Below are 26,061 nucleotides of genomic sequence, written 5' to 3' on the forward strand. Positions count from 1 at the left end.
GCTGCGAAAAGAAAAAGCCCGAACCCGGGCTTGCTGCTGTCCAATGTGCCAGGCGGGGGTCGAACCCGCGACCGATGGTTTAGAAGACCATTGCTCTATCCTACTGAGCTACTGGCACCTGATCGAACCTAATTATTATAAGGATAGCCTCGCGGAGAGTCAACGCTTGAAAGCCTGGGCCCAGTTGTTTACACTTGAAGCATTATAAGACATTGGAGTGATCTCATTGAAACTTAATCAATTCGCCCGTCTGACCCCGGCGGCCGCGACGCAGATCAAGGAACTGGCCGAACTCGGCTTCGCCGTCGCCCCAGAGCTGGGCCTCGCCAAACTCGCCCGCACCGACTTTGCGCTGCTGTTCCCGGAGGCCCACACCGCCACCACCAAGGCCCAGCAGCTGCAAGGCATCGCCATCGACGCGCACACCACGCTGTTGGATCTGCTGCAGCCGAATCTGACCGTCATCACCCGCCAGCAGTTTTACGCCGCGGCGCTACAGCTGCTGGGCTTTGAGGGCCTCACCGACTTCAAGCTCGAGGACCCACTGACCTTCGCCGCCGCCACCAAGCTGCCGGTGGTCGCTTCAGACATCACCACCCCGCAGCAGTTTCTGGCGGCCCTGTACCTGCTGTTGACCACCCGCACCAAACACCTGGTCAACTACTTAGACGCCTTGGCCACCCGCGGCTTTTTCAAGGACTTCCAAGGCGCTACGCCGCGCTTCTTGTTCTTCAACGGCAAGGCGCAAAACGTGTTCGATCCGCGCCGGATTCACCGCGAGGTCGTCTGGATCGAATCGGACCTCGACACCGACGGCGACGGGCAGCGCGACCTGCTGGAGGCGACGATTTTCCGCCCGCTTGAAACCGACGCCGGGCTGCGCGTGCCGGTGCTGTTCACCGCCAACCCCTACTTCCACGGCACCAACGACGTGGACTGGATCACCCACAAGCCAAGCGACACCGTGGCGGTGAAGACCCACTCGCGGACGCTCGAGGAGGTCACGGCCAAGCCAAAGCCGCAGCCGGACCTGCCGCACCGTGCAGTCAAGGGCGAGCGCCAGACGGCCGAGGTCTACGGCGACGAGGACGGCATCTACCCGCTGAACGACTACTTCCTGGCCCGCGGGTTCGCCACCGTCTACTCCGCCGGCATCGGCACCCGCGGCTCCGACGGCGTTCGCGAAACCGGCGGCCCGGGCGAAACGGCCAGCGCCGTCGCCGTAATCGAGTGGCTGACCGGCGCCCGTCGCGCGTTCACCAACCGCACGGATAACATCGAGATCAAGGCCTGGTGGAGCAACGGCAAGGTCGCGATGACCGGCAAGTCCTACCTCGGCACCCTGGCCGTGGCCGCCGCCACGTCCGGCGTTGAAGGACTCAAGACCGTGATCTCCGAGTCCGCGATCTCCAGCTGGTACGACTACTACCGCGAAAACGGCCTGGTGGTCGCCCCCGGCGGCTTTCAGGGCGAAGACGCCGACGTCTTGGCCGTCGACACCTACTCGCGGCAGAAAAACACCGGCGACTACCTGAAGATGAAGCCGACCTGGGACAAGGCGCTGGCCGCCATCACCCGCGACCAGGACCGCACCACCGGCGACTACACCGCCTGGTGGGACGCGCGCAACTACCGCAACGACCTGGCCAACATCACCTGCGACGTCGTGTCGACCCACGGCCTCAACGACTGGAACGTTAAGCCCAAGAACGTGATCAAGCTCTGGGACGGCCTGCGCGACCTGCCGATCAACAAGAAGCTGATCTTGCACCAGGGCCAGCACGTCTACGTCAACAACGTGTTGTCGCTTGACTTCACCGACATGATGAACCTGTGGTTGTCCTACGAGCTGCTGGACGTCCAAAACGACGCGCCGAAAGTTCTACCCAACGTCTTGGTTCAAGACAACGTCGAAGAACAGACCTGGCACGCTTACGAAGATTTCGGTGCCGGCCCCAAGCACCGTGAGCAGACGCTGAACCTGGCCGCCGACTTCACCAGCAGCCGCGCCAGCTTCGCCGACACCGCCACTCAGATTTTCACCGCCAACCACGAGACCTCGGATTCCTTCGAGCTTGAGATCGTCAAGCCCAAGAGCCTGTACGACACCAGCCGCCTGTGGCTGGACCTGCCGAATTTTGACGAGACCGTGACGCTTGAAGGGACCCCGCACATTAAGCTGCGGCTGTGGGTCGATCAGCCGACCGCGATTCTCTCCGTGCGGCTGGTCGATGTCGGGGAGGCGAAGCGCTTCGGCACCACGGCCAAGCTGATTGAAGGCGGCGGCTACCCACTGGGTTACGACTACAAGACCACCAACATCTTGGAGTTCGCCAAGGTGGCGCCGACCGCCAGCAAGCTGATCACCTTCGGCCACGCGAACGTCCAAAACCAGCACAACGCCTACGAAAACGTGCCGGTGGTGCCGGGCGAGCCGTTCACCATCGACTTTGACCTTCAACCGACGCACCTGACCCTGCCGGCTGCTCGCCACCTGGCGCTGATCATCCACGGCGCCGACATGGCCCAGACCCACCGCCCCGTGGCGGTCACCAACTACCACGTGGACCTTGCCCAAAGCAGCCTGACGCTGCCGCTTCGCAGCAACGACTGACCAATCTGAACCGCGCGACCCCGCTTCTGGCGGTGCCGCGCGGTTTTTGCATCTACCGCCGACCATGCGGTCCTGGCGCTAGCGCCAAAAAAAGGTGGCGCCAGCAACCCTGACCCCACCACGGCAACACGCGATTATTGCACCGTCAGCTCGCCGCTCACCAGCCGCCGCACCGGCCTGAACCCGAGCCTGCCGTACAGGCTGCCGGCGGCCTGAGCCCGCTCACTTTGAACCAGCGTGAGCGTCGTCGCCCCGCCGCCAGTCAGGTCAGCCTGAACCGACCGCACCAGCCGTGCCGCCAGGCCTTGCCGGCGAAACGCTGGGGCCACCGCCACGTACAACAGGCGGCCAACCTGCGCTTCACGTTCGGCGTAGGCGTAACCCGCCACCGTTTGCCCCCGCCGCACCACAAAGAGCGGATGGGTCGCATCGACATCTGCAATGGCCGACCCGGCGAAGAACTGGTGGTGCAGCGCAAGCACCGCCGCCATGTCGGCCGGTGGCGTCGTCAGCGGCATGACGGGCGGCTGTATCACCAACCGGGGCATTGACCAAATGGTCTGGCCCCTCAAGGCAACTCGCCGCCGCAGCCAGCCGGCCACCGCGCTGTCGGCCGCGGCAAAAAAGCGCAGTCGCGCCGGCCGGTGCAACAACCGTTTTTCCAGCACGACCAGGGCCGCATCAAGGTCTTGGGCGAAGGGCCCCCAGCATTCGGCCACCCAGTCGGGGCCTTCCTGGTACTGATCCAAAACCGCCAGGCAGTCGGCGTTTTGAACCACGGTGACGCTTGGATCCGCCAGATCGGCGGCCACCGCGGCCACCGTGTCTGAGATGTAGGCACACGCGGCGCGGTGTTGCCACAGCGCGACCGCCGCCTCAGTCATGCGCCGCCGCCAGAGCCGCGGCGACTTCGGCCCGCGTTGGAATCGACGGCAACGCCCCGAGGCCTTGCACCGCCAGGGCCGAGGCCATGCTGGCGTACTCGACCGCCGCAGACAAGTTGTGCAGGTCGGGTGACAGCACCGCCACCAACGCGCCGATGAAGGTGTCACCGGCCGCCGTTGTGTCGACGGCGGTCACCGCAAAGGCCGGCACCCGCGACGCCTGCTCGGCCAACGACACGTACGCTCCGGCGGCGCCCAGCGTGATGATCACGGCCTGCACCCCTTGCGCGTGGAAAAAGGCCGCGTTTGCCGCCAAGCCGGCCGCCGTCGCCGTCGTGATGCCGGTCAGCGTCTCGCTTTCCGTCTCGTTGGGCACAATGACGTCGGTGACGGCCAAAAGCGCCTGGGGCAGCGGCTGGGCCGGTGCCGGGTTCAACACGGTGACCGAACCGACTGCCCGGGCCGCCGCAAACACCGCCTGGGTCGCCGCAAGCGGCGTCTCGCACTCCGCCACGGTGAAGGTCGTCTTGTGGTACGCGGCCACGGCCTGATCGGCGGTGATCGTCTCATTGGCGCCGGCCTGAATCACAATCGAGTTTTGGCCGCTCGCCTGAAGCAGGATGTAGGCCTGGCCCGTGGCCTCACCTGCCACCGTGGCCACGGCGGTCAAGTCAACGCCGGCCGCTGCCAGCTGATTGCGCATGAAGCCCGCGTTGGCGTCATCGCCGGTGGCGCCGATGAACGCCACCTGCGACCCCGAGCGAGCGGCGGCCACGGCCTGATTGGCGCCCTTGCCGCCGGCGGCCCGGGAGAAGGCGGTCATGCGGATGGTTTCGCCGGGCTTAGGCAGGGTCGGAATGTGCAAAATGCTGTCGACGTTGATACTGCCGAGAATCGTTACGCTGTTCATGTTCGTCCTCCTTGTGCGACAACAGCATACCACATCGCACGGCGCTTGTCCGGCCGGGCCGCCGCCACGTCTGCCACGGCCGACCTGCCGCCGGTCCCCGGCCGCGCCGCAGACGCCCAGCCTTGCTCGCTGTCACCCCCTGGCCACCGCCGACCACCTTGCGACCGCAAAAAAACCGGCCGGCCGTAGTGGCCAACCGGTCGGGTCCAGGCTTTTGGGAAGAATCGCTGGGCCTTTAGTAGAGCTCGAGGTACTGCTCGCGTTCCCATTCGGAGACGCTTTGGCGGTAGGCCGCCCATTCCAGGTCCTTGGAGTCTTTGAAGGACTGGTACAGGTGATTGCCCAGCGCCTTTTTGACCACGGGATCGTCCTCCAGGGCCTTCAGCGCGTTGTGCAGGGTCGACGGCAGGTCCTGGATGTGGTTGGCCTTGCGCTCGGCGTCTTGCATCCGGTAGATGTTGCGGTCGATGCCTTGCTCCGGCGTCAGCTGGTTCTTGATGCCGTCCAGGCCGCTTTCGAGGATTGCGGCGATCGCCAGGTACGGGTTGGCGGTCGGGTCAACCGACCGCAGCTCGAGGCGCTTGGACAACCCCTTGCCGTTCGGCACCCGAATCAGCGGGCTGCGGTTGGTGCCGGACCAAGCGATGTACACCGGCGCCTCGAATCCCGGCACCAGGCGCTTGTAGGAGTTCACGGTCGGGTTGTTGATGGCGGTCAACCCACGTGCGTGAAGCAAAAGCCCCGCGAGAAAATGCATCGCGTCGGCGGACAGGCCGCTTTCGGACTGCGCGTCGTAAAAAACGTTGGCGTCGTCTTTGAACAGGCTCATGTTGATGTGCATCCCCGAGCCGTTGATACCGTGCAGGGGCTTGGGCATGAAGGTCGCGTACAGGCCGTGCTTGCGGGCGATGGTCTTGACCACCAGCTTGAAGGTCTGGATGTTGTCCGCGGCGCTTAAGGCGTCGGCGTACTTGAAGTCGATTTCGTGCTGGCCCGGGGCGACCTCGTGGTGCGAGGCCTCGACTTCAAAGCCCATTTTTTCAAGCTCCAACACGATGTCGCGCCGGCAGTTTTCGCCCATGTCCAGCGGCGCGAAGTCGAAGTACGAGCCCTTGTCGTTGAGCTGCAGCGACGGTTCGCCCTTCTCGTCGAGCTTGAACAGGAAGAATTCCGGTTCCGGCCCGATGTTGAAGGCGGAGTAGCCGGCGGCCTTCATCTCGGCCACGATGCGAATCAGGTTGTTGCGCGGATCACCGGCGAACGGGCTGCCGTCCGGCTCGTGAACGCTGCAGATCAGCCGGGCGATCTTGCCGTGATCGTTCTCCCAGGGGAAAAGCAGCCAGGTGTTCAGGTCCGGGAACAGCAGCATGTCGCTTTCCTCGATGCGGACAAAGCCGTCGATCGAGCTGCCGTCGAAGGTCATTTTGTTGGCCAGGACCTTGTCGAGCTGGGACACCGGCACCTCGACGTTCTTGATGATGCCGTTGATGTCCGTGAACATGAGGCGCAGGAACTGGACGTTTTCCTTCGCCACGCTTTCGCGAATCATGTCAGCCGTGATCTGTTTTTTTGCCATCAGATGAAGACTCCTTTGCAAGTGGGTTAGTTGCGGAAGCCAAAACCCTGAGTCGGGAAGTTGCGGTCGCTGGGGTTCAGCCGGCCCTGGTTCATCAGTTCCGAACGCAGCATGTGCCGCACGGCCGAGTCGCTGGTCGGCTGCGCTGGCCGGCGCTGCTTTTGCCGGCGAATGTCGGCCAGCGTGAAGCCGGCGGCCAGCTGTGAGCGGATGTCGAGCAAGGCGTCGACGTCGCGCAAGGCGTACAGCCGGTGGTTGCCCTGGCTGCGTTCGGGGTGAATCAAGTCTTGGGCCTCGTAGTAGCGGATCTGGCGAGCGGTCAGGTCGGTCAACGCGATCACTGTACCAATCGGCAGGACGGGGCGGTTGCGCAAATCGCTGATCTCGGTCATGACAAGGCTCCCTTCATAACGTGGTTCAGTCTACCAATCCCCCTCCGGCTTGTCAACGGTCGATGTCACAATAGCTGACAAGATTGGCACCGGCCGCCACTTTTTTCCGCCGCAGCGCAAAGATCCCGAACGATAGTGTTCGGGATTGCGATGATCATTCACGTTTGCGACGTTACTTGGTGAAGAAGGTGGCCTGGGCGGCACCGATGATGCCTAACCGCACATGGGCGTAGGTCAGTCCCCCTTGGATGTACAGGGTGTACGGTGGCCGCAGGGGGCCATCGGCAGAGAACTCGATGGTTGAGCCGGACACGAAGTTGCCGGCGGCCATCACGACCTTGTCTTCGTAACCCGTCATCTCGGACGGCTCCGGGGTGACGAAGGCGTCGACCGGCGAGTTCTCCTGGATAGCCTTCGTGAAGCTGACCATGTCCGTCGGGTTACCGAAGTTGACCGTTTGAATCAGGTCCGTGCGAGGCGCATCCCACTTCGGCGCCACATCAAGGCCCAGCCGCTCGAGCAAAGCGGCCTCAAAAATCGCGCCCTTGATCGCGTTGCCGGTGACGGAAGGCGCCAAGAAGAAGCCCTCGTACATGTCGAACAGGTTGCTGCCGGTGGCCCCTTCCGCCGGGCCGATGCCAGGCACGGTCATGCGGTAGGACACGCGCTCGACCAGGTCCTTGCGCCCGACGATGTAGCCGCCGGTCTTGGCGATGCCACCGCCGGCGTTTTTGATCAGGGAGCCCGCCATCAGATCCGCGCCGACGTCCAGCGGCTCCAGCGTCTCGGAGAACTCGCCGTATGCGTTGTCGACAAAAATCCATACGTCAGGCGCCACTTCACGCACCGCGTCGATCATTTCCTTGATCTTGGCCACGGTGAACGAAGCGCGGGTCGCGTAGCCGCGCGACCGCTGAATGCAAACCACCTTGGTCTCGGGCCGGATGCGCTGTTGAATCGCCGGTAAATCCGCCTCACCGTCCGCCTTCAGCGGCACGTAATCGCACTTGATGCCGTACTCCTTAGCGCTGCCGATGCCGTTGCCAGCCATGCCCAACACCTGCTGCAGCGTGTCGTACGGCTCACCGGTGATGTAGAGCAACTCATCGCCGGGCCGCACCAGGCCGAGCTCGGCCACGCCGATGGTGTGGGTGCCGGACACGAACTGCGGCCGCACCAGGGCGTCCTCGCCGCCCAGCACCTGGGCGTAGATGGCCTCCAAGGTGTCGCGGCCGAAGTCGTCGTCGCCATACCCCGTGGTGCCCAGCAGGCTGCTTTCGGCCACGTGGTTGTCGCGGTAGGCCGTCAGCACCTTGGCCTGGTTGTCCATGATCTGCTCGTCAATCTCCGCCAGCCGCGGCGCAATCTGCCGGTCGACGTCTTCGACCAGCGCAATTAGCTTGGGATCGTACTCATCTTTCCAACTCAATGCTTGTTCTCCTTTGTCTGCCACGAGGCGACCAGCGCCTCGATATCTCTCAATTCCTCTGGCTGTACCACCAGGTCGAACCAGCGCGTCGGCATCTGGTGGCGAAAATACGTCAGCTGCCGCTTGGCGTAGCGCCGCGAATTCTGTTTCACCGCCGCCACCGCCGTTGCCAAATCGCAGTCACCGGCCAGGTACGGCAAGAATTCCTTGTAGCCGATGGCCTTGAGCGCCTGCGCGTTGGGGCCGGCCGCGGCCACCACCCGCCGAACCTCGGCGAGCAGCCCGGCGGTGAGCATCTGGTCGACCCGCGCGTTGATTCGTGCGTACAAGGCCGACCGTTCGGTGGTCAGCCCAATCACCAGCGCGTCGTAGGCCGGCGGGGCCTGCTGCTGCTTGGAGAACAGCTGGCCGGTGCCGGCGACCTCAAGCGCCCGAATCACCCGCCGCGGGTTGCCTGCCGGAATCGCCGCGGCCGCGGCCGGGTCAACCGCCTCAAGCCGCCTGTGCAAGGCGACCGGACCAACCGCCGCGAGCTCGGCGTTCAGCGCCGCTCGCAGGCCAGCGGGCGGTGCCGTCCCGCCTAGGTTCAGCCCTAGGCGCAGCGTGTTGAGGTAAAAGCCGGTGCCGCCGACCACAATCGGCAGGTGGCCGCGACCCCGCACCCCCTCAATGGCTGCCGCGGCCCGGGCCGCGAACTGGGCGGCCGAAAACGGCGTCCCCGGCGCCACGATGTCAATCAGGTGGTGTGGCACCCCGCTCATTTCGGTGGGCGTGACCTTGGCCGTGCCGATGTCCATGCCGGTGTAGATCTGGTAGGCGTCGCCATTGATCACCTCACCGCAAAAGCGCTTGGCCAAGGCAACGGCCAGGGCGCTTTTGCCGGTGGCGGTCGGGCCGCCAATCATCAAAATTTGGGTTTTAAAAGCCTCAGAGTTCATTTCATCACCAGCTTCTAGTATACTGAATGTAGCACCTAAGTTCTACCAAACCCGCGGAATGCGGCTTAGTGAAAAGAGGGATCTGTATGAAGCACAAATTTTTCAAGGGCTTCTTGTTCGGGGTTCTGGCAACCGCCGGCGCCGTAGCCGGAAGCGTCGTCGCCTTCAAGAAATCCTACATTGAACCCGTCGAAGACAAGGTTGAAGAGATCAACTCCAACCGGCGCAAGGCCAACCGCAAGCGCCACGGCGCTCACATGGGCTAGCCCAATCAAAAAAACGGCGACCGCATTCGTGGTCGCCGTTTTTGATTGCCTAAGAGAGCTTCTTGGCCTTGGTCTTGCCGGACCAGTTGTCGTAGCCGCCCTTGAGGAAGTACAGCTTCGTGAAGCCGGCCTTCTTCAGGCGCGTGGCCGCGCGAACGGACATCTGGCCGGTCAGGTCGTACATGTACACCGGCAGGTCCTTGCGCAGCTCGTTCATGCGTGACTTGAGCACTGTGAACGGCAGGTTGCGGGCCCCCAGCACGTGGCCGGCGTCGAAGTCCTTCTTCTCGCGCAGGTCGATGATCTGCGCCTTGCGCATGGTTTTTTCAAAGTCCTCGGGAGACAGCTCCCCGCCGACGGACTTCAGCCGCGACTTCTGGAATGCGCCGATGCCCCAAGACACGGCCCAGACAATCAGCCCCGCCCCCAGTAAAATAACTAAGAATTGAATCAAAAATCTCGCCCCTATTCGCTAACTTATCGTGCCAGGCTGGCCGCCCCGATGACGCCAGCCGTGTTGCCCAACGTCGCCAGCCGCAGGTGCGTCGTGTTACGCACGTTCGGGAAGACGAAGGACTGGAAGTACTGATCAACCCGCGACAACAGGAAGTCGCCGGCGGCACTAACGCCGCCGCCGATCAAAATGTACTCCGGGTTGAGCATGTTGCCCAGGTTGCCCAGGCCAAGCCCCAGGTAGTAGGACACCTTGTCGACAATCATCAAAGCCAGCTTGTCGCCGGCCTGGGCGCATTCAAAGACAATCTTGGAGGAGATGTCGTCGCCGTTGTCAAGAATCTGCTTGAGCGTCGAGTCCCCGGCGTATTCCTCGGCCATGTCACGGGCCACGCGAACCACGCCGGTGGCACTAGCCACGGTTTCAAGGCAACCCTTCTTGCCGCAGGTACACATGTAGCCGTTCGGGTCGACGGTGACGTGACCGATTTCACCGGCCGAGCCGGCCGCCCCGTGCAGCAGCAGGCCATCGGCGATGATGCCGCCGCCGATGCCGGTGCCTAAGGCCACCAGGGTCACGTTCTTGGACTTGTTGCCGGCCCCTTTCCACTGCTCGCCCAGCGCCGCCACGTTGACGTCGTTGTCGATGCTGAAGGGAATGCCGGTGGCCGCCTCAATGTCGCGCTTGGGGTGCTGCAGAGTTTTCCAGTTCAGGTTGTAGGCGCCGATGACGGTGCCTTGCTCGGTATCGACCGTGCCCGGGGTCCCCATGCCGATGCCGTTGAAGTCCTCGGCCTTCATGTTGTAAAGCGCCAGGTGGTCGGTGATGGACGCGATGATGTCCGGAATGATGTGGCGTCCCTCGTCCAGAATGTTGGTGTCAATGCTCCAGCGCTGCTGGATCTCGCCCTCCGCGGTCATAATGGCGAACTTGCAGGTCGTCCCGCCCAAGTCTACGCCGATCAGCTTCTTGTCAGTCATCAGTTTTTCCTCCGTCAGATTGGATTAAGGGGTGGTTTTGCTCCTGTTCGTGAGCGTGGCGCAGCACGATCTTGACCGATGCGTAAAGCCGGTCGTCAATCAAGCCAGACGCGTGAAGCCGGTCGACCTCAACGGCGGCCAACTCGATGTCCCACAGCCGCTTGCCCACGTGAATGTAGGTGCCATAGCGCTTCAGTAGCTGCAGCACGTCGTAGTATGTTCTCAGTGTCTCAGGCATAAGTGAACCCCACGTACAGCAGCGCGGCGAGCCCGACGACCAGCACCGCACCGCCGATCACCCGGCGGCTGGTTGGCACCGGCCCGAGCTGCGGGGCGCCGACGGCAAATGCAATCAACACGCCACCGACCAGGCCCCCGATGTGCCCGAAGATGTCCACCCCGCTTGAGAACAGGTTGAACACCAGGTTCATCGCCGCCAGCATCATGAACTGCCGAGACAGCTGCGTGATCACCGGGTTGTGTCGGTAGGTGTCACCGAGCATCAAAAACGCGCCCATCAGCCCGAAGATCGCGGTCGAGGCCCCGGCGGCCAGGCCGTTGGCGTTGAACACGAAGCTCGCCACGTTGCCAGCCACCCCGGACACCAGGTAGATCACTAGGAAACGCCAGTGACCAAAAATGCGCTCCGTGATTGCCCCGAGGTAAAACAGCGACACGGCGTTGACCACGATGTGCATCACGCCGATATGCACGAACATCGGCGTGAACAGGCGCCACCACTGGCCCAAGTAGATCAGTGGGTTCCACCGGGCCCCGAAACGCAACAGCACGTAACTGTCGGTCGAGCCACCGCCCAGCGTCTCCAGCACAAACACCAGCACCGTGACCGCCAGCAAGGCATAAGTCACGAACGGTGTGTCATCAAGTCTGCGCCAAGTTCGCTGCATGGCACCCTCCTTTAGCATCCGCTCACGCACAACGCCCCGCCGCAGTCACCCGGACGGGGCGCTTCTACTCTCCCGTTCACAGACAGGAGCCAAACGATTCCCCTACAACTGGTCAGTCCAGTTATCCCTTACAGTGTAGCATTTTTTGAATACGCTGCCTAGCATACCAGCGCGTAAGGTCGCGCTTGCGCGAAACGGACAACGTGAGAAGCGCCGGCGAGGCAGTCTTTGCCTGACCGACGCTTTCAAACGCGCTTCCGCGTTGCCGGCCCGGGGCTGACCGATCGCGCCGTATCGGGCTGGCACTCAGCCGTTGATCGTCGCCTGGGTCTCCGAGTAGTTCTTGACCTTGGCCACCTTGTAGAGGCTGTAGTAGTCGGTGAACATCTGCTTGGCGATGTCTAAGGCGTAGCTGGTTTGCTCCGACAGGTTCGGGACGACCACGGCGATGGCGACCTGTGGGTTCTTGGCCGGGGCGAAGCCGATGAAGCTTTGGGTGATGGTTTCGACCATCTTGGAGTTCATGTTGTCGGGGTCGACATGCGCGAAGGATTGCGCGGTCCCGGTTTTGCCGGCGACGCCCGGGTTCAGCGGCTTCAGCGCCATGCCGGTCGACCAGCCTGAGGTGCCATGAACCACTTCCCACATCCCCTGCTTGACCAAGTTGAGCTGAGCCTGCGTGTTTTTGACCTTGCTCAAGACGGTTGGGACCGTGGTTGAGACGGTCGGCCCGGCCTGGCCGTTGCTCAGCGTCTTGCTGATGCTCTTGACCACGTAAGGCTTGAGGCGGTAGCCGTTGTTGGCGATGGCCGAGACGTACTGGGCCTCTTGAATCAGGGTGTAGGTATCGAAGTTACCAAACGAGAAGTCCAGCGCCGAGCCGTACAGCGGCAGGCCGGTGTCTGGGTTGATCGTGTTGGCGGCCTGGCCGGTGGTTTCGCCGGGCAGGTCGATGCCGGTTTTTTGACCCAGTCCGAACTGGGAGAAGTAGTAGCGCATCTTGGTGAAAATGTCGTTGTCCATGCCAAACAGCTTGTGCGGCACGTACTTGGCGTTTCCTTCCTTCATGGCCAGGCGCATCATGTAGATGTTCGAGGACACCGCCAGGGCCTTGGCCGCCGTCAGGCTGCCGAAAGTGCCGGCCGCGTAGTCGGACTTTTTGACCGCCGTGCCTGGCAGGTAAATCGGCACATCGGACTGGGTGTTGTTGGTCGTGGTGATCACGCCGTCTTGCAAGGCCCCGAGCACCATCGCCGGCTTGGCCACCGACCCCATGGTGAAGGCGCGGTTGATCACGCCCAGCGAATCGTCGGTTACCTTGCCGGTTTTGGTGTTGTGGGCCCGGCCGGCGATGGCCAGAATCGCCCCGGTGTTGGGGTTGATGGCCACGGCGTAGGCCCCGTCGGCGTATTGCGCCTTGCCGGCCTTCAGCGCGGCGGCGAAGGTTTTGGTCAACGCGCTTTGCACCTTGGCCTGGTACTGGGAGTCGATGGTCAGATTGAGGTTGGCCCCCTGCTCGCCCTTGAACTGCTGGACCTGGTCGACAATCGTGTTGTTGTTGCCGATTTCGACTTGGGTGCGGGACTTCGCGCCGCGCAGCACGTTCTCGTAGGCCTTTTCGAGGTAAGACGTCCCGACCCGGTCGTTTCGGGCGTAGCCGTTGGCCAGGTAGGCATTGATGGTTTCCTCGGGCAGGCCGGCCTTTTCGCTTGAAACGGTGCCGATGATGCCGGCCATCGAGCTGCCGTTGGGGTAGGTGCGGGTCCAATTGGTGCCCAGGTTGACCCCGGACATCTTGGTCAAGTGCTCGCCGACCGTCGCGACCTCCTTGGTGGTGACGTCTTGGTCCTTGACGTACACCGTCGTCAGCTGGGAGGCGCCGTTGAGCTTCTTGTAGATGAAGGCGGCCTGCCGCTCCTTGGCCGTGAAGGTCGGCAGGTGCTTTTTGGCGTACTCACGCTCGGCTTGGTACAAAACCGCCGGCTTCACGCCGCTTTTTTGCATGGCGGCCGGCAGCTTGGCAATCACCGCCTTGGAGGTGGCGGGGTCGGCCAGGTAGTAATCCGCGTAGTCCCCGTCGAGCATGCCCTCGACCGTCACCGTGATGTAGCCGCCCAGCGTGTCTGCGACCTGACGCATCTGCTCAGACGTCACGCCGACACCCTTGGTGTAGGTGATGGCGGAATCCGGCTGGTTGGTGACCAAGGCCCGGCCCTTGCTGTCGAAGATCTCGCCGCGCGGCACCGTGCCGGTCACCGTCGCGGTGCCCGTGCTATCGACCGCGGCCCGGAACTTGCCGCCGTTCATAATCTGCAGGTACGCCAACTGGGCGACCAAGGCCGCCAGCAGGACGAACACGAAAAAGAACAGCAGGTTCAGGCGAAACGGAATGTGTGAGTGCTCGCGCTTGGGTTTTGGCGTCCGGATGTATTTCAAAATCAGATCCCCTTTAAGTGTCTGCCTCGAGTGTAGCAAAAATCGTGACCAAACGCCACGGCTCAACCAGTATGTTAGACTATGGGTATCGCTTTTGACCCATTCATTGAAGAACTTTAAGGTTTCTTGGAGGTTTTGCATGCGACTCACCCGCTTCATTCAGCGCCACGCCTTGTGGCTGGCGGCCCTAATGCCGGCCGTCATCATGGCCGGCTACTTCATCGCGACCAAGGTCTACCCCTTCGGCAACAACAGCGTCCTGACCGTCGACATGGGCCAGCAGTACATCGATTTTTACAGCCTGTGGCGCTCGACCGTGCTGGGCCACCCCGGCCAGCTGTTCTACGCCTTCAGCAAGGACTTGGGCGGCGACATGTTCGGGGTGTTCGCCTACTACCTGATGAGCCCGTTCAATCTCATCATCTTGCTGTTCCCCAAAACGGCGCTTGATCTGGCCATCACCGTGATGACGCTGGCCAAGTACGCGGCCTGTGGCCTGACGATGGGCCGCTACCTGCGCTTTCACGGGGCCAAAGGCGGCTGGCTAATCGGGCTGGCTTGCGCCTACGCGCTGTCCGGCTGGATGCTGGCCAATCAGCTGAACCTGATGTGGCTGGACGCCGCGGTGTTTTTGCCGCTGGTGGCGCTTGGGCTCGACCGCCTAGTGACCGCGCGGCGCGTGGTCGGCTACGCCTTGTGGCTGGCCGTGGCGATCGTGGCCAATTACTACATGGGCTACATGATCTGCCTGTTTTTGATCGGTTACTTCGGCTTTGCACTGGCGGCCGCTCACCCGACCCGCCGCCAGGCAATCCAAGCGTTCGGCCGCTTTGCCGGCGGGTCGCTTTTGGCCGGGGCCGCGTCGGCCTGGGTGCTGTTGCCGACGCTGTTTCAACTGGCGCAAAGCAAGGGAACCTACACCGTCACCAAGATCCACTGGCGCTTCGAGTCCGATCCGGTGAAGCTGTTGGGTAAGCTGTTTGCCGGCTCGTTCTCCTTTGACCAGATGCCAAGCGGCGAGGCCAACATTTTCGTCGGCAGCCTGGCCCTGATCGGCTTTTGGCTGTACTTCTTCGAACGCCGGGTCAACTGGCAAGAGCGGCTGGTGGCCGGAATCTGGAGCCTGTTTTTGCTGCTGTCGGTGATGTACGAGCCGCTGGACCTACTGTGGCACGGGATGCAGTTTCCCGTCTGGTACCCCTACCGCTTCTCCTTTGTCATCGTCTTTTGGGTGATTCAGCTCGGCTGGCGGGAGCTTGCGCTGCACCCCGCGGGGCCCAGCGCCATTCAGCTGATTGGGGCCATCGTCGCCGCCGCGGCCCTTTGCGCCTTCGTCTTTTGGCAGGCCGACGATTACCCCTACCTCAGCACCCACCAGATTGTGTTGACCACCCTGATGCTGGCCGCCGCCTTGGTGCTGCTCGCGATTCGCGACGACACCAAGCCCTGGTTCCACGCGCTGGTCTGCGTGCTGCTGATTTTTGACGCCGGCAGCAACGCCGTGGTCACCCTGAATCAGCTCAGCTACATCAGCCACTCGGATTACCACACCTACACGGAGGCCCTGCGCGGTGGGGTGACCAAGCTGCAGCGGCGCATCGGCACGGCAGATCGCATCGGCAAAACGGTGCTTAGAACCAAGAACGACGCGATGCAGGTCGGCTACATGGGCACCGACCAGTTCAACTCGATGTTCGAGCCGGCGGTACCGACCTTCTTTGGCGCCATCGGTCAATCCGCCGGCGACGGTTTTGTCGCCTACACCGCCGGCACCGTTTTGACCGACGCCTTCTTGGACCTGCGGGGCTTTGTCAGTCCCAACCTCGAAGGCACCAGCACCGCCTTTTTGCCCCAGGTGTCGGCGCGACCCGACCTGTTGACCTACGACCAAGCCGGCCACACCGACGCGCTGACGTTGTACGAGAACCTTTACGCGCTGGGGCTGGGCTTTGCGGCAAGCGCCGACATTCTGACCACCAAGCTGACCGCAGGCGCCCCCGTCCTCAACCAAGAACGGCTGATGAACGGGCTGCTGGGGGCCAAAACCGGCACCTACTTCACGCCACTGGCGCTGTCTGCACCGCACCTGGTGGGCGTCACCCAAACCGGGGCGGTGTTCAAGAAGAAGCCGATTGCCAAGGCCACCACGGTGTCTTACACCTTCACAGCCAAAACCACCGATCCCTACTACCTGCAAATCGGGGCCAACTTCACCGACGGGCTGGTCAGCCTGACCCAGGATGGTCGCGCCGTGCCGATTTACGACACCTTCCGCGATAAGGAGCTGTTGAACGTCACGCCGACCGAACCCGGCAAGCCGACAACGTTGACCTTCACCCTCAAAAAAGACAGCGCCGACTTCGCCGACCTGCAGCTGTACCAGCTCGACTTCGCCAAGGCGACGGCCGGCCTCAACACGCTGCGCCGTGGCACCTGGCAACACCTGTTGCTGGGCGATCGCAGCGCCAAGGCCACCATCACCGTGGCCAAGCGCCAGGTGCTGATGACCACGATTCCCAACGCCCCGGGCTGGCACCTGACAGTCGATGGCCAACCGACCGCAGCGAAGACGGCCCTGGGCCTGTTCATCGCCGTGCCGCTTGCGGCCGGCACCCACCGCATCGCCCTGACCTACACGCCACCTTACCTGTGGCTCGGCGTGGCGATCAGCCTGCTGGCCATGATGGTCGTCGTGCTCCTTTGGTGGCTGACGCCGCTGGGTCGCCACGCTGGCCGCAGGCGCTTGGCCTGGCGGCGCTAACGCCGCAGAACGCAAAATGGCGAGCCACCTCGGCTCGCCATTTTTGCGTTTTGTGGAATCAATCCTGCTCTTTTTGAACCAGCCCGTGCTGAAAGGCGTAGATGGCCGCTTGGGTGCGGTCTTCCACCTCCAGCTTGGCCAAGATGTTGGAGACATGGGTCTTGACCGTCTTGAGCGTGATGAACAGCTCGGTCGCGATCTCCTGGTTGCTCTTGCCCTTGGCAATCAGCATCAGCACCTCGCGCTCGCGGTTGGTCAGGTCGTCGTATAGCTCAGGCTTTTGCTTTTGGGTCAGGCGGTTCATCATCTTGGTGGTGACCTGCGGCTCGAGCACCGATTCGCCCTGGGCCGTTTGGCGAATCGCGTTGGCGATTTCCTCGGCGGTCGCGGTTTTGAGAATGTAGCTGGCCGCCCCGGCCTCGATGGCGGGGTAGACCTTCTCGTCATCGATGAAGCTGGTCAAGATGATGATGCGGGCCTCGGGCCACGCCGCGAGGATCTTTTGGGTGGCCTCGATGCCGTCCATGTTCGGCATCACCAGGTCCATCAAAATCACATCGGGACGCAGGTCAAGCGCCATGGACAGCCCCTCGCGGCCGTCGGTGGCCTCACCGATCACCTCAAGGTCGGGCAACACCCCCAGGTAGGTGGAGATGCCCAATCGCACCATTTCGTGGTCGTCGACAATCAAAACTTTTATCATGCTTTAACTTCCTTTGAGAGCGGAACGCGGATTTCAACGCTGGTTCCCTGCTTGGGAAACGAGATCACCTTGGCCGCCCCGCCAATGCTGGCGGCGCGTTCGGAGATGTTGGAGAGACCGTAGCTGCCGGTCGTGTTTTCGGTTTTGGGGTCAAATCCCACCCCGTCGTCGACCACCCGCAAAATCACGTTGGTGTCGATGCGGCGCAGGTAGACCTCCAGGTTCTGGGCCTTGGCGTGGCGCAAGGTGTTGCTCAACAGTTCCTGCACAATGCGAAAAAGGTTGTCTTCGACCGCAGCGGACAGGTGGACGTCGGCCAGCTCCCAGGTGATGTGAATCTTGATCTTGGTCTGAAGCTCCTGCAGCAAGGCGATGATGCCTTCGCGCAGCGACTTGCCCTCAAGCGTCGTCGGCCGCAGGTGCAAAAGCAAGGCCCGCATCTCGGCTTGCGCCTCGTTGATCACGGTTTCGATGGTGGTGATTTGGCGCAGCTCCGGCGCTTCCGGCCGCGTCTGGGTGACCACCGACCGCAGCGCCGACAGCATCATCATCGCCGCGAACAGCTGCTGGGACACCGAGTCGTGAAGCTCCCGGGCCAGCCGGTGACGCTCGCCGGTCAGAATCTGTTCCTTGGACTCGCCGTCGACCATGACCGGGGCGCTGGAGTAGCGCTCGATTTCGTGCTGCAGCCGAATCATTTTCTGCCGCAGGGACTCAAGCTGCGTCGCCACGTCGTTGCCCAAGGCGACGTTGGCCTGACCGGTTCGCGCCAGCACCGGCGCCTCGTACTGCCCCGCCACCAGCTGCGTGAGCCGGCGCGACAGCTGATTGTGCTGGTACCGCACGATGCCGTAAGTCGACAGGCTGACGATCAGCGCGACCAGCACCGCACCGGAAATCAGGTAGGCCAACACCGGCCCGGCGAACACCGTGGTCATCAGCAGGTTCAGGTAGCCGGTCTTCGTTCGCACCGCGACCATGTACACCAGACCGAACTCGAGGGCCCCGGTGAGCACCAAGGTGACCAAAAACTGCCACCAAATTCGTTGCCGCTTCATACCGATAACACCTCCAAGTCGCCGATCAGCACGTTGGTGATGATGTGGACGCGCCGGCTGGCGGTGTCGTAATCTTGGCTGAAGTGCTTCACACACTCATTATGCAGGGAAAGCTCGACGCCATCAAGGGTCAAATCGCCGAGAACGGCGCTGTGATCGACCATGATGCCGACGCCGACCGGCACCAGGATGCGGGTTTTGCCAAAGCCCTTGCGGATCACAATCGTGCTGTCGCCTTGCGGCAGCAAGGTGTTGCCGAGGTCGACGATGGTGTCACCGGCGGCCAAAGTCAGGTTGATGTCGTCCCACTCGTAGACGTTTTGGCCGATGGTTTCGTCACCAAACCACGGGTGGCGCCGGCGGGTGCCGCCCTTAAGCGCGGTGTCACCGGTGCGGACCGCGACGTACTGCTTCTTGGCCCAAGGCACGATGCGGTCGTGCTGCTTGCCCGAAAACACGCTCAAAAGCCCGATCAGGCCGATGAAGAGAATCACCCAGACCGTGGGGTTGGAGAACACCGCCACCACAATCAAAACGGCACCCAAAGTCAGCCAAAAGGTTCGCCAAAAGCGGCCCTTGAGCCCCAGCACCAGGGCAAAGCTGCCGACCAGAAGCGGCGCCAAAGACGACGGGTTGGTGACGGTTTGAAAGCCCAGCAGAATTAACAGGCCGCACTCAATCAGCCAGAATAGTTGCCATCGCCTATGCATGATTACCTCCCTGCCCGGTCACTTGCCAAATCGCGTCGGGCTTATGGGCCCATTATACCGAACCCCGCCTCCCGCCGCGTCCGGCTTGAGACCGAAAAAGACCCCGGCAAGCCGGAGTCTGACGCGGCAGGTTAACCCTGCACCTTGGTAATCTTGACGGTCATGTCGCCGCCCGGCGTCTGGATGTTGATCACGTCGCCAACCTTGTGGCCAATCAGCCCTTCGGCGATCGGGCTTTCGTTGGAGATTTTGCCGTTGAAGGCATCCGCCTCGGCGGCGCCGACGATTTCGTAGGTTTCCTCCTCGTCGTCACCGTCTTCGACGAAGCTGACGGTTTTGCCCAGCGACACCTCGTCTGCGGCCACCGCGTTGGCGTCGATGATCTGCGCGTAACGCAGCATGTTCTCGACGGTCACAATGCGGGTCTCAAGCGTGGATTGCTCGTCTTTGGCTGCCTCGTACTCGGAGTTTTCGGACAAGTCCCCGAAGCCTCGGGCCACCTTGATGCGGTTGATGACCTCCGGACGCTTCACGGTTTTGAGATTCTCTAATTCTTCTTGCAGCTTCACCTTACCGGCGGCTGTCATTGGGTAGACTTTATCTGCCATGGTATCCCTCAATTCTTCTTCTTATCAGTCGCAATATACAACCTGGCGTTGGCCCTTGTCAACAACCAGGCACTCAGTTGGTCAACCCGCGGGCGTCCAAAATCGCCTTGATCTTGGTCACCAATAGGTCGATGGCCACCGAGTTGCTGCCCCCTTCAGGCACGATGATGTCGGCGTAGCGCTTGGTCGGCTCGATGAACTGGTGGTAAGAGGGCTTCACCGTCTTGAGGTACTGGCGGATGATGTCGTCGAGGTCGCGGCCCCGCTCCTTCATGTCGCGGCGAATGCGCCGGATGATGCGGATGTCGTCGTCGGTGTCGACGTAGACCTTGATGTCCATCAGGTTGCGCAGCTCCTCGTCGGCCAGGATCAAGATGCCTTCGACGATGATCACGTCCTTGGGTTCGACGTGAACCACTTGAGTCGAGCGGTTGTGGTCTGCGTAGTCGTAAACCGGCTTGTCGACCGGCCGCCCGGCGATCAGCTCCCGCAGCTGCTGGTGAAGCAGCGGGGTGTCGAAGGCCAGCGGGTGGTCGTAGTTGATCAAGCGCCGCTGTTCGAAGGGCAGATCCGAGTGCTTGTAGTAGGAATCCTGCTCGAGCAACAGCAGCGAGTGGCCGGAAAAATGGTCGAAGATGGCCCGAGACACGCTGGTCTTGCCGCTGGCCGAGCCGCCGGTCACGCCGATCACGATGGGTTTTTGAACTGTCAAAAAACTTGCCTCCAAATTCGGCCGCCAGTGGTGGCGGCGCCGCGCCTTTGACGCGGTTACTTTGCGGTGCCGTTGTCCGCCGCGAACTTCGCGACGTTCACGTTCTGCTCAGCCAACGTCTTGGCGTAAAGAATCTCGCCGGTCTTGAGGTTGGCCACGAAGTACAGGTAGTTCGCCGCGCGGTCGGTCGGCGACAGCACCGCGCGAATCGCGTCTTCGGACGGCTGATCGAACGGCCCCGGGCCAAAGCCGGCGTGTTTGTACAGGTTGTACGGCGAGTCGATGCTGGTGTCCTCGTTGGTCAGCTGCGTCTTGTAGGTGTTCAGCGCGTACATCACCGCGACGTCCGACTGCAGTGGCATCTTGATGGCCAGGCGGTTCAGGAACACGCCGGCAATCTTGCGGCGGCTGACGGCGTTGACGCCTTCACGCTCCACCAGACTAGCCAGGGTCATCACCTCTTGCACCGAGTAGGACTTGGCCGCAATCGTGCTGTAGTAGCTGCGCATCACCGAATCGGTCTTGGCCACCATCTGGGTGATCAAGGCTTCCATCGTGGTTTTGCTGCCGACGTCGTAAGTCGCCGGAAACAGGTAACCCTCTAGCCGGTAGCGAACACCGTTGGCACTTTGAGCGCTTTTGAGCAGCTTCGGGTACTTCTTGACCAGCGCGTTGAAGAACGTGTCGTCCTTCAGCGCCGACAGGAAGTTGGCCTTGGTCATCGCCGAGTTCTTCTTGCTGAGCTTGGCAATCTGATCGCCGACCTGCTCGGCTCGCACCCCTTCGGCCACCAGCACCGAGCCGACGGTCACGTCGGATCCGGCACCACCGCGCAGCGCGGTCAGGATGTCGTCGAAGGAATCCGCCTTGGTGAACTGGTAGGGACCCGCCTGAAAGCTCGGGACGTTGTGGAACTTCACGTAGAACTTGAACACCAAGGCGCTTTTAATCACGCCCTTTTGCTCCAGCAGGGTGCCGATGTCGCCGGTGCTGGCCCCCATCGGCACGGTGACCTCAATCTTGGCGTGGCTGCTATCGTCCAGCGGCTGCAGGGCCCGGCGAACGTACAGTGCCGCCATCAGGCCGACCACCACCAGCAGGGTGGCGAAAATTCCGACCACCCAGGCCACGATGTGCCGCGAGGCCTGCATCACCTGCTGATCACGTTGTTTTTGCGCGTTGTTACTCGGCAAGTTCTCCACGATTGCCCTCCTAAAAAGACCGGCCGCTGCGTTCACGGCCGTTCCAAGCTGTTAGGCGTGACTTCGGCCACGCCGTCAGAAACCATTGTACCCGCGAAGACACGCGGCGGCAATTGCTCTTGGCAAAGCAAACGTTTCCTTAAACAGAAAAACCCGCCGCACGTGCGACGGGCTGGCCGCTGGATCACGCAGCGGCAGCAAGAACTGGCGAGGCGATCAGCGAATCTGGGCCCCCAGCTGCTCTTGCAAAATCGTCGTCACGGCCGCGTATGCCGCGTTGACGGTGTCTTCGGTCAGGGTGGCGTCGTCTCTGCGGTAGGTCAGCGTGTAGGCCAGACTCTTTTGACCCGGACCGACGTTGACGCCGAGGTACTGGTCGAACAGGTGAATGTCGCGCAGGTACTTGCCGCCAGCCTCCTGAATCTTGGCCTGAACTTGGGCGTTGGTGACGCTGGTGGCCACCTGAACCGCGATGTCGCGGGTCATCTCCGGGAACTTCGGCGCCGGCACGGCCTGCATCTGGCTTCTGTCGGCGGCCATCAAGGCGTCCAAGTTGAGCTCGAACACGTAGGTCTCCGGCAGGCTGTTTTCGGCCTCGAACTGCGGGTGCAGCCGGCCGATCAGCCCGATCTGCTGGTCGCCCAAGACAATCGCGGCGCTTTGACCCGGGTGCAGCTCGGGCAGCGTGGTCAGGGCCTCAAAGCGCGGCGTGGCCTTGAGCCGGTAGTCGGCCAAAAGCGCCGAGACGATGCCCTTGACGTAGTAGAAGTCCACCCGCTGGGCAGCTTGGTGCCAGTTTTTGGCAATCACGTTGCCGCTGATGGCCCCGGCGACGTACTCGTGCTCGGACGGGCGGGTGTGGCCGCTGCTGCGCAGGAACACGCGACCCTGCTCGTAAAGCGCGAGATCGGTCTGCTTCCGCGCCACGTTGTAGGCGATGGCGTCGACCAACCCGGACACCAGGTTGCGTCGCAGCGCCGCGTGATCCTCGGTCATCGGCAAGGCGACATGGGTCTCCTCCCCCGGTGCAATCATGAAGCGACCGGCCTTGGCCACGCTGGTCAGGCTGTAGGAAATCACCTGGGTCAGCCCCAGCCCCTCAAGGAGCTTGCGGGTGCGGCGAATCCGCGCCTGCTTAGGGGTGAAGGCGCCGATGGTCATCGTGGTGGTCGGCAGGGTGCTTGGCAGATTGTCGTAACCGTAGATTCGCGCGACCTCCTCGATCAGGTCGGCCTCGATGGCGATGTCCCAGCGCCGCGTCGGCACGGACACAGCGAAGAGCCCATCGGCCTCGGTGACGCCAAAGCCCAGCCGCTTGAAAATGGCGGTGACGACGTCTGCGTCAAGCGTCGTACCCAGCACGTGGTTGATGCGCGACAGCGAGATGTCGACCACGGCCGGCTCGGCGGGAATGCTGGTGGCCGCAAGCGTCCCCTTGGCGACTTCACCGTCGCCAAGCGCGGCCATCAGCCGCGCGGCTTCGTCCAGCGCCTTGTTGATGCTGCCGACGTCGATGCCTTTTTCGAACCGCGCGGAGGCCTGCGAACGCAGGTTGTGGCGCAGCGCCGTGCGGCGAACTGGCGTCGGGGCGAACTTGGCGGCCTCGATCACCACGGTGGTCGTGGCCTCAGTGATCTCAGAGTCCAGCCCCCCCATCACACCGGCCAGGGCGACCGGCTTGGTGCCATCGGTGATCACGATGTCTTCGGGATCCAACTCGTGGTCGTTGCCGTCGAGCGTCTTCAGGTGCTCACCGGCGGCGGCGCGGCGAACCAGAATTTCGTGGCTGGTCAAGGCCGCGTGGTTGAAGGCGTGCAGCGGCTGGCCGTAAGTCAGCATGATCAGGTTGGTCACGTCGACGATGTTGTTGATCGGCCGGATGCCGGCGTTCCAGAGTCGGCGCTGCAGCCAAAGCGGCGAGTCCTTGACGGTGACGCCGTCGACCACGCGCATCTGGTAGCTCGGGGCGTCCGCGGCGTCTTGAACCGTGGCCTTCAGGTAATCGGCCACCGGCTTGCCGGTTTCGACGACCGGCTTGTCCTCAAAGTGCGGCACGGTGTTGTAGGTCGCGCCGACCTCCCAGGCCACCCCGCGCATGCCCAGCGCATCCGCGCGGTTGGGCGTGATCTCAAAATCCAAGATCGCGTCGTGCATCCCCAGCGCCTCTAAGGCGTCGCTGCCCGGCACCAGCGGCTCATCAAAGACGTAGATGCCGGCGTCAAAGGACTTTGGGGCGACGGAATCGCTGAACCCGAGTTCCTGCAAGGCGCAGATCATGCCGAGGCTTTCCACCCCGCGCATTTTGCCCTTCTTGATCTTCTCGTTGCCGCCGATGCGGGCCCCCGGCAAGGCGACGATCACGGTTTGCCCCACCGCGATGTTCGGGGCCCCGCAGACAATCTGACGCAACGCGTCTTCGCCGACGTCGACTTGGGCGATGTGCAGGTGGTCGGAGTCCGGGTGGTCCTTGAGTTCGACGACCTTGCCGACCACGACCTTCTTCATCTTGCGGTCGTCCGGGTAACGCACCGAGTCGACCTCGATGCCGGTGCGAGAGACCTTATCCAGCAGTTCCTCAGGGGTGGCCGGTACGTCCACCAGTTCTTTGAGCCAAGCGTATGAAACATCCATGAATTAACCCTCCTGTTGGAACTGGGACAAGAAGCGCAGGTCGCCCTGGTAGAAGCTTCTGATGTCATCGATTCCGTACTTAAGCATCGCGAAGCGGTCGGGACCAAGCCCAAAGGCGAAGCCGCCGTAGACGTCGGCGTCGACGCCGGCCGCGTTCAACACGTTCGGGTGAACCATGCCGGCCCCGAGCACCTCGATCCAGCCCGAGTACTTGCAGATCGGGCAACCGGCGCCGTTGCAGCGGAAGCAAGACACGTCGACCTCGACGGAAGGCTCGGTGAACGGGAAGAAGCTCGGCCGCAGGCGAATCTGGCGGTCGGCGCCGAACACGTGCTGCGCCAAGGCCAAAAGCGTCCCCTTCAGGTCGGCCATGGTGATGTGCTTGTCGATCACCAGGCCTTCGATCTGGTGGAACTGGTGGCTGTGGGTCGCGTCGTCGTCGTCGCGGCGGTAGACGCGGCCGGGGCTGATCATCTTGAGCGGGCCCTTCTTGAAGTCGTGAATCTCCATGGTCCGGGCCTGAACCGGGCTGGTCTGCGACCGCATCAAAAGCTGCGAGTCGATGTAAAACGTGTCTTGCATGTCCCGGGCCGGGTGGTCCTTGGGGATGTTCAGCATCTCGAAGTTGTAGTGGTCCTCCTCGACTTCGGGACCGTCGACCACCTGGTAGCCCTGGCCGATGAAGAACTCCTCGACGTCGTCCATGATCTGCGCCAGGATGTGCGGGGTCCCTTGCACCACGGCGTCTCCGGGCAGGGTCACATCGAGGGTTTCATCCGCCAGGCGCTTTTGAATCGCGGCGTGTTCCAAGGCATCCTTGCGCTCCGTGATTGCGTCTTGCAGGTCGGCCTTGATTTTGTTGGCGAAGGCCCCGACCTTGGGGCGGTCCTCCGCACTCAGGTCCTTCATGCCGCGCAGCACCTCGGTGATGGGGCCCTTCTTGCCCAGCAGGCCGACGCGAATCTGGTTCAGCGCATCGAGGTCGCGGGTCTCCTTGATCTGCTGGTGGTTCTCTTCGAACAGGTGCTCTAACTTGGTCTTAAGATCCATGGTGAACTTCCTTTCTTGACATGGTCACAATCGCGGCAAGACGCAAAAAAGACGCCTCGCCCCATAAGGGACGAAGCGTCGCGGTACCACCCTTGTTCACGAAATAATCGTGCAACTCAACAGCATAACGGCAGGACCGGAGCTTTCTTGGCGAGGCCTCAAAAGTCTACTCTGAAAGTGAAAACAGGTTCTAGACCTTGAGGCACCTTCCAGTTGTGAGTGCCATTCCCTGCAAAGGTCGCCAACCCGAGCTTTCGTCATCGTATTTGGTTGATTCGGATGGGTTCAGTGTAGCACGTTTTGCCCGGCGCAACAAGGCCAGTGACTACTCGCACTCGGCGTCCGAGAGCCAGGCGTCGCCCCAGGTGTGGGCGGCGGCCATCACCGGGCTCAAGGCGGCGCCCTTGCCGGTCAGCGCGTACTCGATCAAAGCCGAGTTCGGGTGCGTGATGCGATCGACCAAACCCTCGCCTTCAAGCTCCTTGAGCCGCTCGACCAAGACGCGATCGGAGCACTTGGTGATTGCCCCGGCGATGTCCTTGAAGCGGGAAGGGCCGTGGTTCAACAGCACCTCGAGGATCATCCCGTTCCACTTCTTGCCCAGAATCGCAAAGGTCTTGGTAAACTTAGGACAAAGCGTCAGTTTGTCGCACTCACTCGTTGTCGTCGCAATGCTCACAGCCATAATCTTCTCACCTCATGAATTTGCACTTACAATTAGATAGTATTAGTATAACGCATTCGGCGAAGATTACAAGGGCCAATGCGGCGGCGGTGCCAAAGGGCCACGGTGCTGGCCCCACCGGCCGCCGTTTGACGCTTGGCCGTGGCGGCCCGAT

Annotated in this window: 23 protein-coding genes and 1 tRNA gene; 3 read left to right on the plus strand and 21 right to left on the minus strand. The window is 62.3% G+C overall.

Annotation, left to right across the window (positions count from 1 at the left end):
* Window positions 1-44 precede the first annotated feature (44 nt).
* Window positions 45-118 (minus strand) — tRNA-Arg (locus tag ACYVRZ_RS02340).
* 108 nt (window positions 119-226) lie between these two features.
* On the opposite strand from ACYVRZ_RS02340, the gene ACYVRZ_RS02345 reads away from it, so the two are divergent.
* Window positions 227-2,614 (plus strand): Xaa-Pro dipeptidyl-peptidase, encoded by a 2,388-nt coding sequence (locus tag ACYVRZ_RS02345; protein WP_461224438.1) that lies wholly within the window; start codon window positions 227-229, stop codon window positions 2,612-2,614.
* 134 nt (window positions 2,615-2,748) lie between these two features.
* Here the strand turns inward: ACYVRZ_RS02345 and ACYVRZ_RS02350 are convergent, their stop codons facing one another.
* The 6 genes from ACYVRZ_RS02350 to miaA all read right to left on the minus strand — a co-directional run bounded on the left by ACYVRZ_RS02350 (window position 2,749) and on the right by miaA (window position 8,743).
* Window positions 2,749-3,498 carry a GNAT family N-acetyltransferase gene (locus tag ACYVRZ_RS02350; protein ID WP_461224439.1) on the minus strand — a complete coding sequence of 250 codons (750 nt, stop codon included), beginning with the start codon at window positions 3,496-3,498 and terminating at the stop codon, window positions 2,749-2,751.
* Window positions 3,491-4,408 (minus strand): ribokinase, encoded by a 918-nt coding sequence (gene rbsK / locus ACYVRZ_RS02355; protein WP_461224441.1) that lies wholly within the window; start codon window positions 4,406-4,408, stop codon window positions 3,491-3,493. Before rbsK ends, ACYVRZ_RS02350 begins: the two co-directional genes overlap by 8 nt.
* Before the next feature lie 235 nt (window positions 4,409-4,643).
* Window positions 4,644-5,984 (minus strand): type I glutamate--ammonia ligase, encoded by a 1,341-nt coding sequence (gene glnA / locus ACYVRZ_RS02360; protein ID WP_461224443.1) that lies wholly within the window; start codon window positions 5,982-5,984, stop codon window positions 4,644-4,646.
* 26 nt (window positions 5,985-6,010) lie between these two features.
* Window positions 6,011-6,376 (minus strand): MerR family transcriptional regulator, encoded by a 366-nt coding sequence (locus ACYVRZ_RS02365; protein ID WP_461224445.1) that lies wholly within the window; start codon window positions 6,374-6,376, stop codon window positions 6,011-6,013.
* A 172-nt stretch (window positions 6,377-6,548) separates the two neighbouring features.
* Window positions 6,549-7,805, minus strand: coding sequence for a methionine gamma-lyase family protein (locus ACYVRZ_RS02370; protein WP_461224447.1), 1,257 nt, complete (start codon window positions 7,803-7,805; stop codon window positions 6,549-6,551).
* Complete coding sequence (miaA, locus tag ACYVRZ_RS02375) at window positions 7,802-8,743, minus strand: tRNA (adenosine(37)-N6)-dimethylallyltransferase MiaA (protein ID WP_461224449.1); 942 nt, start codon at window positions 8,741-8,743, stop codon at window positions 7,802-7,804. The genes ACYVRZ_RS02370 and miaA overlap by 4 nt, the downstream gene beginning before the upstream one ends.
* 86 nt (window positions 8,744-8,829) lie before the next feature.
* Between miaA and ACYVRZ_RS02380 the strand changes: the two genes are divergently transcribed.
* Window positions 8,830-9,009 carry a DUF3042 family protein gene (locus tag ACYVRZ_RS02380; protein ID WP_262316304.1) on the plus strand — a complete coding sequence of 60 codons (180 nt, stop codon included), beginning with the start codon at window positions 8,830-8,832 and terminating at the stop codon, window positions 9,007-9,009.
* A 49-nt stretch (window positions 9,010-9,058) separates the two neighbouring features.
* Here the strand turns inward: ACYVRZ_RS02380 and ACYVRZ_RS02385 are convergent, their stop codons facing one another.
* From ACYVRZ_RS02385 to ACYVRZ_RS02405, 5 genes are all read right to left on the minus strand, one after another.
* The gene (locus ACYVRZ_RS02385; protein WP_461224451.1) at window positions 9,059-9,463 is read right to left on the minus strand and encodes a rhodanese-like domain-containing protein; all 405 of its coding nucleotides are present in this window, start codon (window positions 9,461-9,463) and stop codon (window positions 9,059-9,061) included.
* Window positions 9,464-9,486: 23 nt separating this feature from the next.
* Window positions 9,487-10,443: an ROK family glucokinase gene (locus ACYVRZ_RS02390; RefSeq protein ID WP_262316306.1), complete on the minus strand. Its 957-nt coding sequence runs from the start codon at window positions 10,441-10,443 to the stop codon at window positions 9,487-9,489.
* Window positions 10,436-10,669, minus strand: coding sequence for a YqgQ family protein (locus ACYVRZ_RS02395; RefSeq protein ID WP_461224543.1), 234 nt, complete (start codon window positions 10,667-10,669; stop codon window positions 10,436-10,438). Before ACYVRZ_RS02395 ends, ACYVRZ_RS02390 begins: the two co-directional genes overlap by 8 nt.
* Before the next feature lie 4 nt (window positions 10,670-10,673).
* Window positions 10,674-11,351 carry a rhomboid family intramembrane serine protease gene (locus ACYVRZ_RS02400; RefSeq protein ID WP_461224453.1) on the minus strand — a complete coding sequence of 226 codons (678 nt, stop codon included), beginning with the start codon at window positions 11,349-11,351 and terminating at the stop codon, window positions 10,674-10,676.
* Window positions 11,352-11,657: 306 nt separating this feature from the next.
* The gene (locus tag ACYVRZ_RS02405; RefSeq protein WP_461224455.1) at window positions 11,658-13,787 is read right to left on the minus strand and encodes a peptidoglycan D,D-transpeptidase FtsI family protein; all 2,130 of its coding nucleotides are present in this window, start codon (window positions 13,785-13,787) and stop codon (window positions 11,658-11,660) included.
* 139 nt (window positions 13,788-13,926) lie between these two features.
* Between ACYVRZ_RS02405 and ACYVRZ_RS02410 the strand changes: the two genes are divergently transcribed.
* Window positions 13,927-16,548, plus strand: coding sequence for a YfhO family protein (locus tag ACYVRZ_RS02410; RefSeq protein ID WP_461224457.1), 2,622 nt, complete (start codon window positions 13,927-13,929; stop codon window positions 16,546-16,548).
* A 58-nt stretch (window positions 16,549-16,606) separates the two neighbouring features.
* Here the strand turns inward: ACYVRZ_RS02410 and ACYVRZ_RS02415 are convergent, their stop codons facing one another.
* The 9 genes from ACYVRZ_RS02415 to ACYVRZ_RS02455 form a co-directional block, all read right to left on the minus strand.
* A complete protein-coding gene (locus ACYVRZ_RS02415) occupies window positions 16,607-17,251 on the minus strand; it encodes a response regulator (protein WP_461224459.1) in 645 nt (214 codons plus the stop codon).
* Entirely contained in the window at window positions 17,248-18,309 is a 1,062-nt protein-coding gene (locus ACYVRZ_RS02420) for a sensor histidine kinase (protein ID WP_262316311.1), read from the minus strand. Before ACYVRZ_RS02420 ends, ACYVRZ_RS02415 begins: the two co-directional genes overlap by 4 nt.
* Window positions 18,306-19,019 carry a cell wall-active antibiotics response protein LiaF gene (liaF, locus tag ACYVRZ_RS02425; protein WP_461224461.1) on the minus strand — a complete coding sequence of 238 codons (714 nt, stop codon included), beginning with the start codon at window positions 19,017-19,019 and terminating at the stop codon, window positions 18,306-18,308. Before liaF ends, ACYVRZ_RS02420 begins: the two co-directional genes overlap by 4 nt.
* A 131-nt stretch (window positions 19,020-19,150) precedes the next feature.
* Complete coding sequence (gene greA, locus ACYVRZ_RS02430; RefSeq protein ID WP_461224463.1) at window positions 19,151-19,627, minus strand: transcription elongation factor GreA; 477 nt, start codon at window positions 19,625-19,627, stop codon at window positions 19,151-19,153.
* A gap of 73 nt (window positions 19,628-19,700) precedes the next feature.
* Window positions 19,701-20,339: a uridine kinase gene (gene udk / locus ACYVRZ_RS02435; RefSeq protein WP_262316314.1), complete on the minus strand. Its 639-nt coding sequence runs from the start codon at window positions 20,337-20,339 to the stop codon at window positions 19,701-19,703.
* Between the two features lie 56 nt (window positions 20,340-20,395).
* Complete coding sequence (gene mltG, locus ACYVRZ_RS02440) at window positions 20,396-21,541, minus strand: endolytic transglycosylase MltG (protein WP_461224465.1); 1,146 nt, start codon at window positions 21,539-21,541, stop codon at window positions 20,396-20,398.
* A 216-nt stretch (window positions 21,542-21,757) separates the two neighbouring features.
* Window positions 21,758-24,172, minus strand: a complete 2,415-nt coding sequence (gene pheT / locus ACYVRZ_RS02445; protein WP_461224467.1) for a phenylalanine--tRNA ligase subunit beta — start codon at window positions 24,170-24,172, stop codon at window positions 21,758-21,760.
* Window positions 24,173-24,175: 3 nt separating this feature from the next.
* Window positions 24,176-25,222: a phenylalanine--tRNA ligase subunit alpha gene (pheS, locus tag ACYVRZ_RS02450; protein WP_461224468.1), complete on the minus strand. Its 1,047-nt coding sequence runs from the start codon at window positions 25,220-25,222 to the stop codon at window positions 24,176-24,178.
* Window positions 25,223-25,547: 325 nt separating this feature from the next.
* Window positions 25,548-25,907, minus strand: a complete 360-nt coding sequence (locus tag ACYVRZ_RS02455) for a winged helix-turn-helix transcriptional regulator (RefSeq protein WP_461224470.1) — start codon at window positions 25,905-25,907, stop codon at window positions 25,548-25,550.
* Between the last annotated feature and the right edge of the window lie 154 nt (window positions 25,908-26,061).

The organism is Lacticaseibacillus suihuaensis, assembly GCF_054785075.1.